The organism is Caballeronia sp. LZ032 (genome assembly GCF_031451315.1).
Taxonomy (GTDB): Bacteria; Pseudomonadota; Gammaproteobacteria; order Burkholderiales; family Burkholderiaceae; genus Caballeronia.
In genome coordinates, this window is record NZ_JARUXP010000001.1 from 490724 (window position 1) to 507811 (window position 17088).

Annotated in this window: 13 protein-coding genes; 10 read left to right on the plus strand and 3 right to left on the minus strand. The window is 66.1% G+C overall.

Translation table 11 applies throughout. The features are described from left to right. Nucleotides 1-3 precede the first annotated feature (3 nt). Nucleotides 4-1035 (plus strand): L-threonylcarbamoyladenylate synthase, encoded by a 1032-nt coding sequence (locus QCE69_RS02320; RefSeq protein ID WP_309914006.1) that lies wholly within the window; start codon nucleotides 4-6, stop codon nucleotides 1033-1035. A gap of 81 nt (nucleotides 1036-1116) precedes the next feature. Here QCE69_RS02320 and QCE69_RS02325 read toward each other — a convergent pair whose 3' ends face one another. Next, a complete protein-coding gene (locus QCE69_RS02325) occupies nucleotides 1117-2220 on the minus strand; it encodes an SGNH/GDSL hydrolase family protein (RefSeq protein WP_309914010.1) in 1104 nt (367 codons plus the stop codon). A gap of 301 nt (nucleotides 2221-2521) precedes the next feature. Further along, nucleotides 2522-4138: a D-alanyl-D-alanine carboxypeptidase/D-alanyl-D-alanine-endopeptidase gene (gene dacB / locus QCE69_RS02330; RefSeq protein ID WP_309914012.1), complete on the minus strand. Its 1617-nt coding sequence runs from the start codon at nucleotides 4136-4138 to the stop codon at nucleotides 2522-2524. Nucleotides 4139-4385: 247 nt separating this feature from the next. Here dacB and QCE69_RS02335 point away from each other — a divergent pair, with 247 nt between their 5' ends. From QCE69_RS02335 to QCE69_RS02370, 8 genes are all read left to right on the plus strand, one after another. Then, entirely contained in the window at nucleotides 4386-5048 is a 663-nt protein-coding gene (locus tag QCE69_RS02335; protein ID WP_309807361.1) for a response regulator, read from the plus strand. After that, the gene (locus tag QCE69_RS02340; protein ID WP_309807362.1) at nucleotides 5048-6349 is read left to right on the plus strand and encodes an ATP-binding protein; all 1302 of its coding nucleotides are present in this window, start codon (nucleotides 5048-5050) and stop codon (nucleotides 6347-6349) included. The genes QCE69_RS02335 and QCE69_RS02340 overlap by 1 nt, the downstream gene beginning before the upstream one ends. Before the next feature lie 457 nt (nucleotides 6350-6806). After that, nucleotides 6807-10154 (plus strand): YadA-like family protein, encoded by a 3348-nt coding sequence (locus QCE69_RS02345; RefSeq protein ID WP_309929259.1) that lies wholly within the window; start codon nucleotides 6807-6809, stop codon nucleotides 10152-10154. A gap of 245 nt (nucleotides 10155-10399) precedes the next feature. Further along, entirely contained in the window at nucleotides 10400-11902 is a 1503-nt protein-coding gene (locus QCE69_RS02350; RefSeq protein WP_309914016.1) for a DegQ family serine endoprotease, read from the plus strand. Between the two features lie 165 nt (nucleotides 11903-12067). Next, on the plus strand, nucleotides 12068-12562 hold the full coding sequence (locus QCE69_RS02355) for a carboxypeptidase regulatory-like domain-containing protein (protein ID WP_309929262.1): 495 nt from the start codon (nucleotides 12068-12070) through the stop codon (nucleotides 12560-12562). 167 nt (nucleotides 12563-12729) lie between these two features. Next, nucleotides 12730-13107 (plus strand): DUF427 domain-containing protein, encoded by a 378-nt coding sequence (locus QCE69_RS02360; RefSeq protein WP_309914022.1) that lies wholly within the window; start codon nucleotides 12730-12732, stop codon nucleotides 13105-13107. 75 nt (nucleotides 13108-13182) lie between these two features. Continuing rightward, nucleotides 13183-13983, plus strand: a complete 801-nt coding sequence (locus QCE69_RS02365; protein ID WP_309929264.1) for an SRPBCC domain-containing protein — start codon at nucleotides 13183-13185, stop codon at nucleotides 13981-13983. An 81-nt stretch (nucleotides 13984-14064) separates the two neighbouring features. Continuing rightward, a complete protein-coding gene (locus QCE69_RS02370) occupies nucleotides 14065-14682 on the plus strand; it encodes a cysteine hydrolase family protein (RefSeq protein ID WP_309914028.1) in 618 nt (205 codons plus the stop codon). A 7-nt stretch (nucleotides 14683-14689) separates the two neighbouring features. Here the strand turns inward: QCE69_RS02370 and QCE69_RS02375 are convergent, their stop codons facing one another. Further along, on the minus strand, nucleotides 14690-15334 hold the full coding sequence (locus QCE69_RS02375) for a TetR family transcriptional regulator (protein WP_309914030.1): 645 nt from the start codon (nucleotides 15332-15334) through the stop codon (nucleotides 14690-14692). Between the two features lie 448 nt (nucleotides 15335-15782). Between QCE69_RS02375 and QCE69_RS02380 the strand changes: the two genes are divergently transcribed. Beyond that, nucleotides 15783-17081: an efflux RND transporter periplasmic adaptor subunit gene (locus QCE69_RS02380; RefSeq protein WP_309929267.1), complete on the plus strand. Its 1299-nt coding sequence runs from the start codon at nucleotides 15783-15785 to the stop codon at nucleotides 17079-17081. Nucleotides 17082-17088 lie beyond the last annotated feature (7 nt).

Below are 17088 nucleotides of genomic sequence, written 5' to 3' on the forward strand. Positions count from 1 at the left end.
GCCATGACCCTCCATTTCCCGAGCGCCGCGCAGATCGACGAGGCGGCCGCCTTGCTCGATGCCGGCGAGCTCGTCGCGTTCCCGACCGAAACGGTCTATGGCCTCGGCGGCGACGCCGAGAATCCGGACGCCATCGCGCGCATCTATGCGGCGAAGGGCCGCCCGGCGAATCATCCGGTGATCGTGCACCTGGCGCCCGAGGCCGATCCCGGCTACTGGGTGCGCGAGCTTCCCGCCGATGCCCGCAAGCTCATCGATGCATTCTGGCCCGGCCCGTTGACGCTGATCCTCAAGCGCGCAGCGCATATTCCGGCTGCGGTGAGCGGCGGACAGGATTCGGTGGGCGTGCGGTGTCCGTCGCATCCGGTGGCGCAGCAGCTGCTGTCGGCGTTTCACCGGCGGCGTCTCGGCACCGGGCGGCAGGGCGGCGTGGCGGGGCCGTCGGCGAACCGCTTCGGACACGTCAGCCCGACCACCGCGCAGCACGTGCGCGACGAGTTCGGCGGCGCGGTGCATGTGGTCGACGGCGGTGCGGCGGAGGTCGGGATCGAATCGACGATTCTGGATCTGTCGCGCGGTTTCGCGGCGTTGTTGCGCCCGGGGCACGTCAGTCCGCAACAGATCGCGGACGTGCTGGGCGTGGCGCCGCGCCTGCCCGACGGTTCGGACGCCACCGCGCCGCGCGCATCCGGCACGCTGAAGGCGCACTACGCGCCGCGCACGCCGCTCGCGCTGTTGCCGTTCGCGGCGCTCGCGCCCTTGCTCGCCGCGCAGGACCGGTCGAGCGGCAGGAAGATCGCACTGGTGGCGCGGGCGTCGAGCGCGGGCGAGTGGGCCCATGCGCCGAACGTGCACTTTGTCGCCGCGCCCGAGGATCCGCAAAGCTATGCGCGCGATCTGTACGGCCTGCTGCGCGCGCTCGACCGGGCGAACGTGGAACGTATCCTGATCGAGAAGCTGCCTGAATCGATGGAATGGATTGCGGTCAACGACCGGCTGGGCCGGGCGGCGGCGGCCTTCGAAGCGGACGCCTGACCACATCCGAAGCTTCCAAACAAAACCGCCCGGTCGAAATCGACCGGGCGGTTTGTCTTTGAGCGTGGCCTCGCGGCGGGCTTACTTCCCGAGTCCCGATGCCGCGATCGTCTGCTCGGCCTGTTGCGCATAGAGCGCATGCAGGTGCGTGGTCGGATGCACGGTGTCGGCGTACATGTAGGTCTGGTCCGCGCCGGCCTCGGTCTGCACCTGCGGCGAGCAGAACAGCGAAGTCGCGAAGTCCTGCGGGTCAGGCTCGCCGTATTTCGCGGCGGCCGCGGCCATCGCCTGCAGGTTGCACGCGGTGCCCGTGTTCGACACCTTGAAGCCGAGTTGCTGGTAGTTCGCGGTGATCTGCGCGAGCTTCGGCGGCACGTCCAGATAGATGACCTTCGACTTGATCTGCAGCCCTTGCAGCGTCAGGTCGAGCGCGTTGTTGAAGCCCTGCGATGCCGCGGTGAGCGCGCCGCGCGTGACGGCATCGCTCAAGGCGCCCTGCGGCGTCGTACCGATATCCGGCACGTTCGACACCAGCACGTGGGTCGCGCCGTGACTCAGGATCGACGCGACGATGCCGCCCAGCTGCTGCGCGGCCAGTCCGATCGCGGCGAAGGCGTCGGTCTGGCTGATCGCGCCGGCCTTGAGCGCCTGCAGGTTATAGAGGATGTCGTTGGCGCCGCCGTTGACGATGACAAGCTGGTTCGCGTTGAAGCTGCCATGCGCGGCCAGGTAGTTCTGCACCTGCGCCGAGACCGGCACGGTCAGCGCGCCGGCGTAGCTGTTCGGGTCGGTGGCGTGGCCGATGCCCATCGCGTTCGTGACGCGCGAGCCGCCCTGCGCGTAGCCCAGGCCGGTCTGATTCACCGGCGCGACGCCGAAGCCGCCGGTCATGGCCGGGGTCAGCGTGCCGCCGTAGTATTGCGCGACGTTCTGGACCCAGACCTGGCCCGGATTCGTCGTGAAGCGTCCGCCGCCGAAATTGGCCGCCGCGACCGGCGCGTAGGTGCCGACGTCCGACAGGCTGTCGCCGAACGACACCACCTGCAGCTTGACGCCGCCCGCGGGCGTGGAGTTGTTGTCGTCACCGCCGCCGCCGCATGCGGCGAGTGCGGCAATCGCGGCGCAGGCCGTCGCGGCTTGGGTCAGGCGCGTCAGGGCGGCGCGCATCGAGCGTTGCTTCTTCATGGACCTCGTCTCCGTCTTCTGGTGTTTATAGTTCGATCGCGGCGTTCGGGCTTTCTTTCCGGCCCTTTCGCCTCGCCTCGCTACCGCGAGTTTAAGTGATGCAGCGGATCCGGCCCAGGCGGCCGAACGCCGTGCCCGACAGCGTACACGCCGCACGCATTGTTCCGGACTCGACTTCGTAGAAGAAATCTTCGGTAGCCCGTGCTTTGGCCGTGCCTGAGGACGTGCCTGAGGACGTGCCTGAGGACGTGCCTGAGGACGTGCCTGAGGACGTACCCGCGCGCCGTATATGCGGCCGCTCTCAGTCCTCGACGCCCGCCTTGCGCGCGCCCTCGTAGACCCATTCGAGCAGCGCATCGTGCGCGGCGCGCGCGGCCTCGGCGCGCGGATCGTTGATGAAGCTCACGACCACATAGCTCTCGCCATTCTCCGCGCCGACATAGCCCGCGATGGCGCGCACGTCGCGTAGCGTGCCGGTCTTGATGTGGGCATTGCCGAGCGCGCCCGCGTTGGTGAGGCGGTTGCGCATCGTGCCGTCGACGCCTGCAATCGGCAGCGATTCGATGTACACCTGCGCCACCGGGCTTGCATTCGCGGCCAGCAGCAGGTCGGCGAGCGAGGCCGCGCTGATGTGCTCGTCGCGCGACAGACCCGAGCCGTTGTCGAGCACGAGACCGTTCATCGGCAGCGCGCTGCGGCGCAGGAACGCCTGGATGGCCTGGGAGGATTTAGCGGTAGTCGCGGGCGGCTTGAGTTGCGCCGCGCCGATCGTCAGGAACAGGTTGCGCGCCATCACGTTGTTGCTGAACTTGTTGATGTCACGCACCACATCCGACAGCACCGGACTCCGATGCGTGCCGACCAGCCGTGCATTCGACGGCGTCGGACCTTCGCGCGTCGTGCCCTGGAAGGTGCCGCCCGCCTGCTTCCACAACGCGAGGAAGCCGCCCGCGAAGAAGGTCGAGTGATCGAGCGCCGCGACGTTGACGGTGCGCGGGCCGCAGCGCAGCGGATAGTCGCCGACGAATGACGCCTGCACGAAGCCGCCCTGGACCTGCGCCACCGAAGGCGACGCCGCCTGCAACGAGCCGACGCAGGCGCCGCGCGTCACGCGCAGTTCGTTGTCGATCTGCAGTTGCGCGAGCTGCGGCAGCACGTCGATGGCCACCTGTCCGTCCGTGCCCGGCGTGAGCGTGAAGGACAGCGACTTGAACGCGTACAGCAGCGGATCCGGGCCGACGTTATAGGGCGCGGAATCCTCGTTGTCGAAGGCGGGCAGATCGCGCGTGGAGACGTCGAAGTAACGCTTGTCCAGCACCAGCGCGCCGTCGATGCCGTTAATGCCGCTCTTGCGGATCTGCTCGACGAGATCGATCAGTTCCTCGGGCACGAGCTTCGGATCGCCCGTGCCCTGGATATACAGATTGCCGTGCAGCACGCCTTGCGCATCGAGTTCGCCGTCGGCGTAGGCGGTGGTCTTCCAGCGGTAGTCGGGGCCCAGGATCGACAGGCCCGAAAAGGTCGTGACGAGCTTCATCGTGGAGGCGGGCAGCATCGGCTCGTTCGCGTTGATCGCCACGAGCGGCACCGGCGCGCCGACCCGCTGCACGACGACGCTCATCGACGACAGCGGCACATGCGCGCGCGCGAGCGCGGTCATGACCGAGGCGGGCAGCGGGCCGGCGGGCACGCTGATCTTCGCTGCGCGTCCGGCCTTTGCTGCCTGCTTCGAAGACGCGGCGCCCTTCGTGCCTTTGCCGCCCCTGGCCGCCCGTTCCGGCGCATGAGCCTGGGCTTCGGCTTTCGTGCCGCCGCGTGCATAGGCATCGGGCATCGCGCCGAGGGCCACGGCGCCGGCCATGACAGCGAGAGTGAACGGGGCAAGACGGCGGTACACGGAGCGGAAAGCGAGCGGCATGGACGAACGATCGATTCGAAGCGGGTTGGCGGGCAGCGGCTATTGTAGACAAGCTGGCTTGCGAAAATCGTACGAATGGGCTTGAGTTGCGGAGGGTTTCGGCATGCGCGCGACATGGGGCAGCGCCGGGCCGCAGCGCATGCATGACACGCTGTTAAGACCCGCTTAAGCCTGCGCCGGAGCCGCGCGGCTACAATGAACCGCGGCCGAGAGGACCGCTCCACGTAACCACCGATAGACATGTGCCATGCGAATCCTGCTTGTCGAAGATGACCGGATGATCGCCGAAGGCGTGCGCAAGGCGCTGCGCGCGGACGGCTTCGCAGTCGACTGGGTGCAGGACGGCGAGGCCGCGCTCACGGCAGTCGCGGGCGAGCCCTACGACCTGATGCTGCTCGACCTCGGCCTGCCCAGGCGCGACGGCCTCGACGTGCTGAAGACATTGCGCGCGCGCGGCAACGGCTTGCCGGTGCTGGTCGTGACGGCGCGCGACGCCATCGCGGACCGCGTCAAGGGGCTCGACGCCGGTGCGGACGACTACCTCGTCAAGCCGTTCGATCTCGACGAACTCGGCGCCCGCATGCGCGCGCTGATCCGGCGTCACGCGGGCCGCGGCGAGTCGCTCGTGCGGCACGGCGAGCTGGCGCTCGATCCCGTCGGGCACCAGGTGACGCTCGCGGGCAATCCGGTGGCGCTGTCGGCGCGCGAGTTCGCGCTGCTCGAAGCCTTGATGGCGCGTCCCGGCGCGGTGCTCTCCAAGAGCCAGCTCGAGGAAAAGATCTACGGCTGGGGCGAGGAGATCGGCAGCAATACGGTCGAGGTGTACATCCACTCGCTGCGCAAGAAGCTCGGCGCCGATCTGATCCGCAACGTGCGCGGCCTGGGCTACATGGTCGCGAAGGACGCCTGATGCGGTCGATCCGCCGCACGCTGCTCATCTGGCTGCTCGCGCTGGTGATTTTCGGCGTCGGTTTCGCGGGCTGGCTGATCTACCGGCAGGCGCTCGCCGAAGCCAACGAACTCTTCGATTACCAGCTGCAGCAGATCGCGGCGGCTTTGCCGTCGGAGCCGTTTTCGTCGGTGCTCAGTTCACGCAGCGAAAGCGACGAAGGCGTCGTGATCCAGATCTGGAATCGCAATGGCGTGCTGATGTACTACTCGCATCCGCGCGTCCCGCTCGCGCCGCATGCGGAACTCGGCTTCTCCACCGAAACCACGCCGCGCGGCGAATGGCGCGTGTATAGCGCGATCGTCGGCGACAACGTGGTGCAGCTCGCGCAGCCGCTGTCGATCCGCAACCGCGTCGCGGCCGGCGTCGCCTGGCGCACGCTGTGGCCGCTGGTACTGCTGTTGCCGCTGCTGGGCGTCGCGATCTGGGTCATCGTCGGACGCGGGCTCGCGCCGCTGCGACGCGTGACGCATGCGCTCGACACGCGTCATCCCGAGGCGCTCGATCCGCTCTCCGACCGGCGTCTGCCGCAGGAAGTGCGGCCGGTCGTGCGTGCGCTCAATGCGCTGCTGTCGCGGCTGTCGGCGGCGCTGGACACCCAGAAAGCCTTCGTCGCCGACGCCGCGCACGAGTTGCGCACGCCGCTTGCCGCGGTGCAGATCCAGGCGCAGCTGGTCGGGCGTGCCCAGGACGATGACGCGCGGCGCGAGGCGCTCGCGGACCTCAACGAAGGCATCGCGCGCGCGACGCGGCTTGCCGAGCAGCTGCTCGCGCTGGCGCGGTCGGAGCCGGATGGCCAGGGTGCGGGCGTGACGGTCGACCTGTGCGCGCTGCTGGAAGGCTGCGTGCGCGGTTATGTGCTGGTGGCGCAGGAGCGCGGCGTCGATCTGGGCATCGAGGCGAGCGAGCCGGCGAGCGTCGAGGGCAACCCGGACGCGCTGCGCGTGATGTTCAACAATCTCATCGACAACGCGACCAAATACACGCCGCGCGGCGGCCGCGTGGATGTCTGCCTGAAGGTGCGGGACGGGCGGCCGCTGGTCGAGATTTCGGATACGGGACCGGGCATCCCTCAAGAAGAACGAGAAAGGGTGTTCGACCGCTTTTATCGCGTCGGCGAAGGCGCGGACCGGGCGCGTACCGATGTGGCCGGCAGCGGGCTGGGCCTGGCGATCGTGCGCAGGATCGCCGCTCAGCATGGCACGCGTGTGGAACTCGGGGAATCGCAGGCCGGCGGGTTGAAGGTATCGATCCGGTTCTGAGCATTGGATTGACCGGGTCTGCCGGACAGCGGTTCTTGCTGCTGACCAGCAGTTGGCGTGTTTTATCTTCTGACCGTCAGCGCTTGAATGGTTTCTTTTGGCAGCATTCATGAATGCTGCCTCCATCAGAGAAAGACGAATTTCATATCTCACCGGCGATTTTGAGACTTTACTCATACGCCGCCGGCATCCCGATTCTTAGAATTAAAAAAGCGGCAATCGACGGATTCCTAAAGATCCATCCGAGATCCACCGGAATTCCTGACACCACTCCCGTCTGTTCCAGAGAAGGTCGTCCGACGAGTGATCGGCGTGGGCGAGCGCGCGCTCGTCTGACTGCCCGGCTTCATTTCGAATCTTCCCTCTGTTTCGACATTGAGCGTGTCGCCGATTCATGCCGTCGAGGCGCCCCGGAGAGGCCGGGGTGTTCATAACAAAAAGATTCCTGGGAAAAGAAATGAATTCGAAGTTTGGAGCGTTGTGGGACGGCACCTTCCGGCGTGCCGTGCAGGCATGTGTCGAGGCGCGTGGCGAGGGCAGGCCAGGGCGCATCAGGCGGGTCACGTGTGGAGCGGGAGCGGTCACGTTCTTGCTGTCGGGAAGCGCATGGGCGGATATGTGTGCAAATAGTGGATCGGCCAACTTCAATTACACGTCAGGGAACGTCCTGTCGAACTGCGGATTATGGGGGAGCGGGGACATCATCGGCGACCTGCCTGCCGTCGGCATCTGGAACGCGATGGGCAGCGGCACCACGCAAATCGTTGCTTCGACGACGCAGAAAAAGCTGGCGTTCTCGCCAGGTACGTATATCGCCACGATGACTGACAGCGTGAACGGCGGCGTTTTGCTGTCGGGCATTGCGGCGGGCTTGAGCGGACGGGACGCCATCAACGTCGGTCAATTCAGTCCGATGGTGGCCGCGCTCGGAGGCGGCGCTTCACTCAATGCAACGACGGGTGCTGTCACCGGGCCTTCCTATACGCTCGCCAGCACTAACCTGATTGCCGGCACGAGCGGCGCGGCGGGCGACATCGGCACGGGATTCTCCAAGGTCGATGCGGCGCTGGGCGCGCTCAACACGTCCGTGGCGAACAACACGACTTCCGTCGCCAATATCACCAATCAGCTCAACAACGGGGGCGTGGGACTGGTGCAGCTGGACGGGGTATTGGGCACCGTGACGGTGGCCAAGAACTCTGTCGGCGCGACGGTCGACATTTCCGGCATCACGGGCACCCGGACGCTGGCGGGCTTGACCAACGGCCTGGTGAACGGCGCGAGCACGCAGGCCGTGAACGGCTCGCAGTTGTTCGCGCTGTCAGGGTCGGCTGCGGCGGCGCTGGGCGGCGGCGCGGCGGTGGGCATCGACGGGACGATCGCGCTGCCTACGTTTACGGTTGGCGGTCTGCCGGTCAACAATGTCGGTGACGCGCTGTCGAACATCGACGCACGCACGACCCAGAACCTGGTGGACATTGGCGACATCAGTGCGCAGATCAACATCGGTGCAATTGGGCTGGTGCGGCAGGATCCGCTGACGCGCAAGATCACCGTTGCAGGCGCCTCCGATGGTGCGACGGTTGATTTCACTGGCCTCGCGGGCGCGCGTACGCTGATGGGATTGGCCGATGGCGCGGTGAACGGCGGAAGCACGGAAGCAGTGAACGGGTCGCAGCTTTTTGCGGTTTCAAGTTCGGCGGCGGCGGCGTTGGGTGGTGGCTCGTCCGTGGATGCGAACGGGCTGGTGACGATGCCGGCTTATTCGCTTGGCGGTCAGTCCGTGCAAGGGGTTGAGGCGGCGTTCGCCAACATTGATGGGCGCACGACGCAGAACACCACGGACATCAGCACGATCAACACGCAGATCAGCGACGGCACGATCGGACTGGTGCAGCAGGACGTTGCTTCGCGCGTCATTACCGTGGCGAAAGACACTGACGGCGCGGTGGTCGATTTCACTGGATCGGCGGGCGCGCGTACGCTGATGGGGGTGGCGAACGGTGCGGTGAACGGTGGAAGCAATGAAGCCGTCAACGGCTCGCAACTCTTTGCGGCTTCGGCTTCAGCCGCAGCCGCGTTGGGCGGCGGGTCATCCGTAGACATAAACGGCCTGGTCACGATGCCGACCTACACCCTTAACGGTCAACCTGTGCAAGGGGTAGAGGCAGCATTCACCAACCTCGACGGCCGCACGATACAAAACACCGGCGACATCACGAACAACACGGCCGCGATCAACAACATCACGAATCAGATCAACAACGGCACGGTGGGCCTGGTTCAACAAGACCCGGCAACGCGCACGATCACGGTTGGCAAGGACGCGCACGGCTCGGTGGTCGATTTCAGTGGATCGGGAGGTGCGCGCACACTGATGGGCGTGGCGAACGGCTCGGTGAATGGCGGAAGCACGGAAGCCGTGAACGGGTCGCAACTCTTCGCAACTGCCAATTCGGCCGCAGCCGCGCTGGGCGGCGGCGCATCTGTAGACGCCAACGGCCTGGTCACGATGCCGACCTACACCCTCAACGGTCAATCCGTGCAAGGCGTGGAGGCGGCATTCACGAACCTCGACGGACGCACGACGCAAAACACCACGGACATCAGCACGATCAACACGCAGATCAGCAACGGAACGATCGGACTGGTGCAGCAGGACGCCGTCTCGCGCGTCATCACGGTGGCGAAAAGCACCGATGGCACCGTGGTCGATTTCACGGGTATGGGCGGGGCGCGCACGCTGACGGGCGTGGCGAACGGTGCAGTGGACAGCGCGAGCAAGCAAGCCGTGAACGGTTCGCAACTCCACGGTCTCGCGAATTCCACGGCCGCAGCGCTGGGCGGAGGCTCCTCCGTGGACGCCAACGGCGCGGTCAGTCAGCCAGCCTACACCCTCAGTGGCCAATCCGTGCAAGGCGTAGAAGCCGCATTCACCAACCTCGACGGCCGCACGTCGCAAAACACGTCGAACATTTCAAACTTGCAGGTGAACGTCGCGAACAACACCGCCGCCATCGAGAAAAACACGACCGATATCGCCGACATCACCACTCAGATCAACAGCGGCACCGTCGGTCTTGTCCAGCAGGATCCGGTTTCGCGCAAGATCACGGTGGCGCAGAACGCCAACGGCACGGTCGTCGACGTGACCGGTAGCGAAGGCACGCGCACGGTCACGGGCGTATCGGCAGGCACGCTTTCCGCCGACAGCACCGAGGCCGTGAACGGCTCCCAGTTGTGGACGACGAACCAGCAAATCGCCGACATCACGTCGCGAGTGCAAAACTTTGCGGGCGGCGGCAGCGGCACGGTGATCGCCGCGCAGACCAACGACACACCCGCTGTCGCCAGCGGCACGGATTCCACCGCAATCGGCAACGGCGCCAATGCTTCCGGCAACAATGCGGTCGCACTGGGCAGCGGTTCGGTTGCCGATCAGGACAACACCGTGTCGATCGGCGCACAGGGCAAGGAACGCCGTGTGACCAACGTGGCGCCGGGCGTGAACGGAACCGATGCCGTCAACATGAACCAGTTGGGCGCAGTGCAGAACAGCGTCAACACCGTGGCGCGTCAGGCTTTCGCCGGCGTCGCCGCCGCGATGGCCATGCCGAACCTGACGCCGAGCGCGCCAGGCAAGACCGTCGTTGCAGTGGGCGTGGGCAACTACAAGGGCTACACGGCAGTCGGGCTCGGCGGCACGTATCGTTCGGAAAACAATCGCTGGCTCGTGAACGGCGCCGCGTCGATCACACCGCACGGCGACACCGGCGTACGGGGGCAGGTGGGCTATGAGTTCTGAGCATCGTTGCATGAAACAGTCGGCTGTAATCAGACAGTAAAGCAGTTCGAAGCAAACGGTCGGCGGTGCGAAGGACGGCAGCCTTGACGGGCTGCCGTCCGAACCTTTTCTGATGCAATTCCAAGCCGGACACAACCACGCCCAGCCCCTCATGAACTTTAAGAAAGCTTTAAGCGACACCCCGTAATCTTGCTCCATCGAAATAGCGCGCTCCAGAAGAGCGCATCCCTCGTCAGGAGCACACGATGAACGCAAAGATCCTCACCCGTAGCGCCGTTGCAGCGGCGGTTGCCGTCGCCTTGTCAGCGGGCTATGTGGCCGGCCATAACAACGTGCCTGCTCCGCAGGTGATTTCGCCGGCTTCCGCGGCCATGATGCCCGCCGAAGCCGCCGCCAAGACCGGCATTCCCGACTTCTCGGGTCTCGTGGAGACTTACGGCCCGGCCGTCGTGAACATCAGCGCCAAGCATGTCGTGAAGCAGACGTCCAATCGTCGCAACATGAACCAGGTGCCGATGGATCCCGACGATCCTTTCTATCAGTTCTTCAAGCGCTTCGGCGGCGTGCCCGGCATGGGCGGCGGCGACGGCGGCCAGGGCGCCGATCGTCCGAGCGAAGGACTGGGATCCGGCTTCATCGTGTCGAGCGACGGCTACATCCTGACGAACGCGCACGTCGTCGACAACGCCAACATTGTCACCGTCAAGCTCACGGACAAGCGCGAGTACCGCGCGAAAGTCATCGGCGCGGACAAGCAGTCCGATGTCGCCGTGCTGAAGATCGACGCGAAGAACCTTCCCACCGTCAAGATCGGCGATCCGAACGGCAGCAAGGTCGGCCAGTGGGTCGTGGCGATCGGCTCGCCGTACGGTTTCGACAACACCGTGACCTCGGGCATCATCAGCGCGAAGTCGCGCGCGTTGCCCAACGAGAACTACACGCCGTTCATCCAGACCGACGTGCCGGTGAACCCGGGCAACTCGGGCGGACCGCTCTTCAATTTGCAGGGCGAAGTCATCGGCATCAACTCGATGATCTACTCGCAGACCGGCGGCTTCCAGGGCCTTTCGTTCGCGATCCCGATCAACGAAGCCATCAAGGTGAAGGACGCGCTCATCAAGACGGGTCACGTCGATCGCGGCCGGCTCGGCGTGACGGTGCAGGGCATGAACCAGACCCTGGCCAATTCGTTCGGCATGAAGTCGCCGCAAGGCGCCTTGGTGAGCTCGGTGGAACCGGGCGGCCCGGCCGCGAAGGGCGGCCTGCAACCGGGCGACGTGATCACCGCGCTGAACGGCGTGGCCGTCTCGGATTCGACGTCGCTGCCGTCGCAGGTCGCAGGCCTTGCGCCGGGCACGTCCGCGAAGGTCACGGTGTGGCGCGACAAGGGATCGAAGGACCTGAGCGTCACGATCGGCGCGCTGAAGGACGCCAAGACCGCCAGCGCGGACACCAAGGGCGACGACGACGCCGGTGCGCAGGATGCCCGCCTGGGCGTCGCGGTGCGGCCGCTCACGCCGGACGAAAAGCAGAGCGATTCGCTCTCGCGCGGGCTGCTCGTGCAGCAATCGAACGGCGCGGCGGCCAATGCGGGCATTCAGGCCGGCGACGTGATCCTGGCCGTCAACGGCCAGCCGGTGACGTCGGTGCAGCAGTTGAAGACCATGGTGTCGCACGCCGGCGACAGCATCGCGCTCCTGATCCAGCGCGACAACGCGCAGATCTTCGTGCCGGTCGACCTCGGCTGAGCCCGCGCTCCAGCATCGTGTCCGCGCCGCGGGCACGATGCATGCTCACCTGTTCCCCGGTGCCCTATCGCGTGAAACCGGTTGAAACCGGCGCATCGGGCGTGACGTCGCCATGACACCAGTGCAGTCTTCGGGCGTCGCGACATCGACAAAAAGGAGCAAGACATGACGAGCAAAATCACGGGCAAACTCACCGCTGCGCTGCTCACGGCGGCCTTGGGCGCAGGCATGACAGGTGGCGCGTGGGCGCAAACTCCGGGCGCAACCACGGGCGGCACCACGGCCGATCAATCGAGCGCCGGCAATACCAACGGCGGCGGCCTGCCGCAAGTCCAGCAGCAGGGCGACGTGTCCTACACGTCAGGCGGCGTCGGGCTCGACGAATCGCACGCGTTGATCCGCGAGCAGGCGCACTGGCCGCTGTCGCTGCGCTTCACCGGACCGACCGCCGATTACCTTTCGGGCGTGCGTGTGCGCATCGTCGGCGGGAAGGGCGGCGAGGTGCTGAACACCGAATCGATGGGCCCTTACATGCTCGTAAAACTGCCGCCGGGCAGCTATACGGTGTACGCGAAGTACAAGGATCAGGAAAAGAAGCAGTCCGTCAGCGTGGCGGGTCCGGGCAAGGCCAAGGCGGCCTTCCACTGGAGCATTCAGTAAGCGATCAGGACAGCTGCCCGGGATAGCTGCAGGAGGGAGACAGGCCGTCGAAAACGCGCGCCACCCGGCCGGGGCAGTTTGTCCCATAATGAAGTCACGAGCGTCGGTCAGCAGGCGGGCGCTCGTGGCTTTTTCGTTTTCGGACGCCACGCAGGAGGCGCATCACGATGGGCACGGAACTGAACGACGCACATGACGCGGCGCATCGCATCGAGATCACGCCGAACAGCCGGCGCTGTCGCGTGATCCATCAGGGCGTCACGTACGCCGATACGCACGCTTCTTTCACGCTCCATGAAGGCGGCACTGACAAAGTGCATTATTTCCCGCGCGCCGACGTGAACATGGCGCGGCTGGAGCGCTCGATTCACGTGACGCATTGCCCGTTCAAGGGCGAGGCCACGCACTATCATCTGCTGACAGAAGACGGTCCGGTCGAAAACGCCGCCTGGAGTTACGAGGCGCCGCTCGACGCCGCAGCGAAGATCAAGGGCTATCTTGCGTTCTATCACGGACGTGTCGATCGCATCGACGAAACGTCCTAGGCGGGCATCCGTACAGACAGCTTTCCATCCACTCGGCGATAACGGACGCATGCGTTTCCCGGCCCGGAGGCTTGCATGGAAGTCACCGATGCGTTTCGCGTTCCGCTCGACCCGGATCACGTCCGGGAGGCGCTGGGCGATCTCGCGCTGGTCCGCGCCAGTCTCGACAATTGCGAATCCTTCACGCGCACTCCGGGCGGCGAGTACGCGCTGACGCTGATCGTGCCGCTTGGCGCGTTGCGTGCGCGTTACGCGATTCGCGCGCACCTGGCCGGGCGCACGCGTGAAGCGGCTCACGAGGAAGGCGCGCCCACCGGCGGCAACGAAGACGCGGGCGCCGGCTACGCGCGCACGCTGAGCTTCAAGGCGCGCGGAGAGGGCGTGGGCTCGCTGCGCGGACAGATCGCGGTGACGCTGAATCCGGAGGACGAGGGCCGTTCGACCTGGATCGAATACACGGTCTGGGCGACGATTTCGGGTCCGCTCGCGGGCCTGCCGCCGCGGCAGATCGAGAATGCGCTGCGCGAAGGCGCCGACGATTTCTTCGCTGAATTCTGCGAAGTGGTGCGGGCGAAGCACGGCTTTGCGTCGCTGCGCGCGGCGGACGGCGATACGCCGCGACGCCACGTGTTCCTGCGCCCGGGCGCGATGTCGACGGTATTGTCGCGACGCCCCGGCGCGACACGCAGCCTCGCCGCGGACCCGCACGCGAGCGGCGTGCTGCGGCATCGTCTGCATGGTCAGGCGTTCGGGCATCGCGAGCGCGACCATTCGCATGATCCGCATCCGCTCGGCCTGCCTGCCTGGGCCTGGGCGGCGATGCTCGTGTGCGTCGCGCTGTTCGCGTTCGTGGCGCAGTATGTCGGGCTGCAGTAAGGCAGGCCGCATGAGCGCCGATCGGACGCATCGGCGACAATGCGCCGGTCCAACCCGCGCTTATCCGCCGAGGAGCCGAACATGCCGCGCCGCGCCCTGATCGTCATCGACGTGCAGAACGAGTACGTCACCGGCAATCTGCCGATCGAATATCCCGATGTGAACGTGTCGCTCGCCAACATCGGCCGGGCGATGGATGCCGCCGAAAAGCACGGCGTGCCGGTCGTCGTCGTGCAGAACTTTGCGCCTGCCAGCGCGCCCATCTTCGCGCGCGGTTCCGCGCTGGCCGACCTGCACGAGACGGTGGCGTCGCGGCCGCGCGCGCATTACGTCGAGAAGTCGCTGCCGAGCGCATTCGCCGGCACCGATCTCGCCGACTGGCTGAGCGCCCGTGAGATCGACACGCTCGTGATCGCGGGCTACATGACCCACAATTGCGACGATTCCACCGTCAAGCACGCGGTGCATGCAGGCCTTGCCGTGGAGTTTCTCGCTGACGCCACCGGCGCCGTGCCCTACGAAAACCGCGCGGGAAGGGCGAGCGCGGAGGAGATCCATCGGGTCTTCACGGTGGTGATGCAGTCGCGTTTCGCCGCCGTGCTCGATACCGCCGAGTGGCTCGCCGCGCTGGAAAGCGGCGAGCCGCCCGCGCGCGACAACATCTACGCGTCGAACCAGCGGGCGCGCGCCGCGAGGTAACGCGACCTCAGGCGCTGGCCGGCAGCAGCAGGGCCGCGCTGGAGCGCAAAGCGTCGAAGCTGGCGTCGATGAGCGCTTCGGCATCGCGCTCCGGATCGACGAGGTCGGGCAACATCAGCGAGTCGTGCAGGATGCCCGTGAAGAGGCAGTGCAGCATGGTCGTGGCGCGGCGGGTGTCGAGCCGGGCGGGCAACTGCTGCTTGTCGACGGCATTGCGCAGCGCCCGCTCGATGCGCTCCATGCCGTCGCGCATGTTGTTCTGATGGCGCTCGCGCACCGGCCCCATCTCCTCGACGAATTCACACTTCATGAACAGGATGTCGAAGACGCGGCGGCGCTGCGCGTCCGTCGTGATGTTGTGCATGCACCAGACGAACAAAGCCCGCAGGCGCTCGAGCGGATCTTCTTCCTTGCCGTCCAGCGTGGCTTCGATGAGTTCGTCGAGCGGCAGCAGGCTGCGGTCGAACATCGCGTTGAAGAGGTCGCCCTTGTTGGCGAAGTGCCAGTAGATTGCGCCGCGCGTGACGCCCGCCGCCTGCGCGATGTCCGCGAGCGTCGTACGCGACACGCCTTTTTCGTAGAAGACCCGCTCGGCCGCGTCCAGAACGCGATTGCGCGTGGCCTGCGCTTCTTCCTTGGTTCGTCTGACCATATCGTCCGGTCCGTGGACCGTGTGCTCCTGATGCTGCCATGAAAGCCGCGCACGAAACGCGGCGATGTCGAAGGTTTGTCGTACGTAATCGATTCCCCGAGCGGATTTCTCTCGCGGCTTATCAGGAGAAACACGTACAGTTTTTTACATTCATTCGTGAATGTATATACAATACCACCCGTCGACCGATAGCCCAAGTAGCAGACCGCGAGTAGTATCCGAACCTAGCTTTCATTTCGATTGCCGTTCTGGCCGTCCATGGCCTCGAGGCGGCGCTCCACGAGCGTCGCGCACGGAATTGTGAAAGCCCGGCCGCTGGCCGGCGGTTGCGCTCACTGGTCTCACTGGTTGGTTATTGGTCAGCGTCTTGCGACGCTCGTGCGCGGCATTGCCCGGGGAAGGCCGCCGCGCACCCACTTCACTCTCAGTCTTAGACAGAGGTCGCTCCATGCGTGTCGAACGGGTACCACTCCGCTTAATCACCGCCGCGACGGCTGCCATGTTCCTGGCAGCGTGCGGGCAAAAACAGTCAGCCCCTCCTCCGCAGACGCCGGAAGTCGGCATCGTCACCGTCCAGCCGACGAGCGTGCCGGTCGTCGCCGACCTGCCGGGCCGCACCAGCGCTTTCCTGGTCGCGCAAGTGCGCGCGCGGGTCGACGGCATCGTGCTGCGCCGTGAATTCACCGAAGGCTCCGACGTCAAGGCCGGCCAGCGTCTCTACAAGATCGATCCGGCGCCTTACATCGCCGCGCTGAACAACGCCAAGGCCACGCTTGCAAAGGCGCAGGCGAACGTCGCGACGCAGAACGCGCTGGTGCAGCGCTACAAGGTGCTGGTCGCGGCCAACGCGGTGTCGAAGCAGGACTACGACAACGCCGTGGCGACCCAAGGCCAGGCCGTCGCGGATGTCGCGGCGGGCAAGGCGGCCGTCGATACCGCGCAGATCAACCTCGGCTACACCGACGTGCTTTCGCCGATCTCCGGCCGCACCGGCCTGTCGCAGGTGACGCCGGGCGCGTACGTGCAGGCGAGCGCCGCGACGCTGCTCACGACCGTGCAGCAACTCGATCCGATCTACGTCGATCTGACGCAGTCGAGCGTCGAGGGTCTCAAGCTGCGCAGGCAGATCCAGGAAGGGCGTCTGCAGACCGAGGGCATCCACGCCGCGAAGGTCACGCTGGTGCTCGAGGACGGCCGCAACTACACCGAGCAGGGCAAGCTGCAGTTCTCCGACGTGAGCGTCGACCAGAGCACCGGTTCGGTCACGATCCGCGCGATCTTCCAGAACAAGGACCGCGTGCTGCTGCCGGGCATGTTCGTGCGCGCGCGCATCCAGGAAGGCATGAACGACCACGCGCTGGTCGTGCCGCAGATCGGCATCACGCATGACCAGAAGGGCACGCCGACCGCGCTCGTCGTCAACAAGGACGACAAGGTCGAACTGCGCCAGCTCGTCACCGGCGGCACCAGCGGCAACAACTGGGTGGTCGACAGCGGCCTGAACCCGGGCGACCGCGTGATCGTGAACGGTGTCGAGAAGGCCAAGCCGGGCATGCAGGTGAAGCCGGTCGCCGCCCAGTTCCCGTATCCGGCATCCGGTGCGCAGGCGGCATCGGCGCCGGCGGCGTCCGATGCACAAGGCGCAAAAGGCGCACAAGGCACGCAGGGCGCGTCGGCTCCGGCAAACGGCAGCGGCGCACAGCCGGCTTCGGCCTCGGCCGCCTCCGCTGCGTCAGGCGCGCAATAAAAGGGAG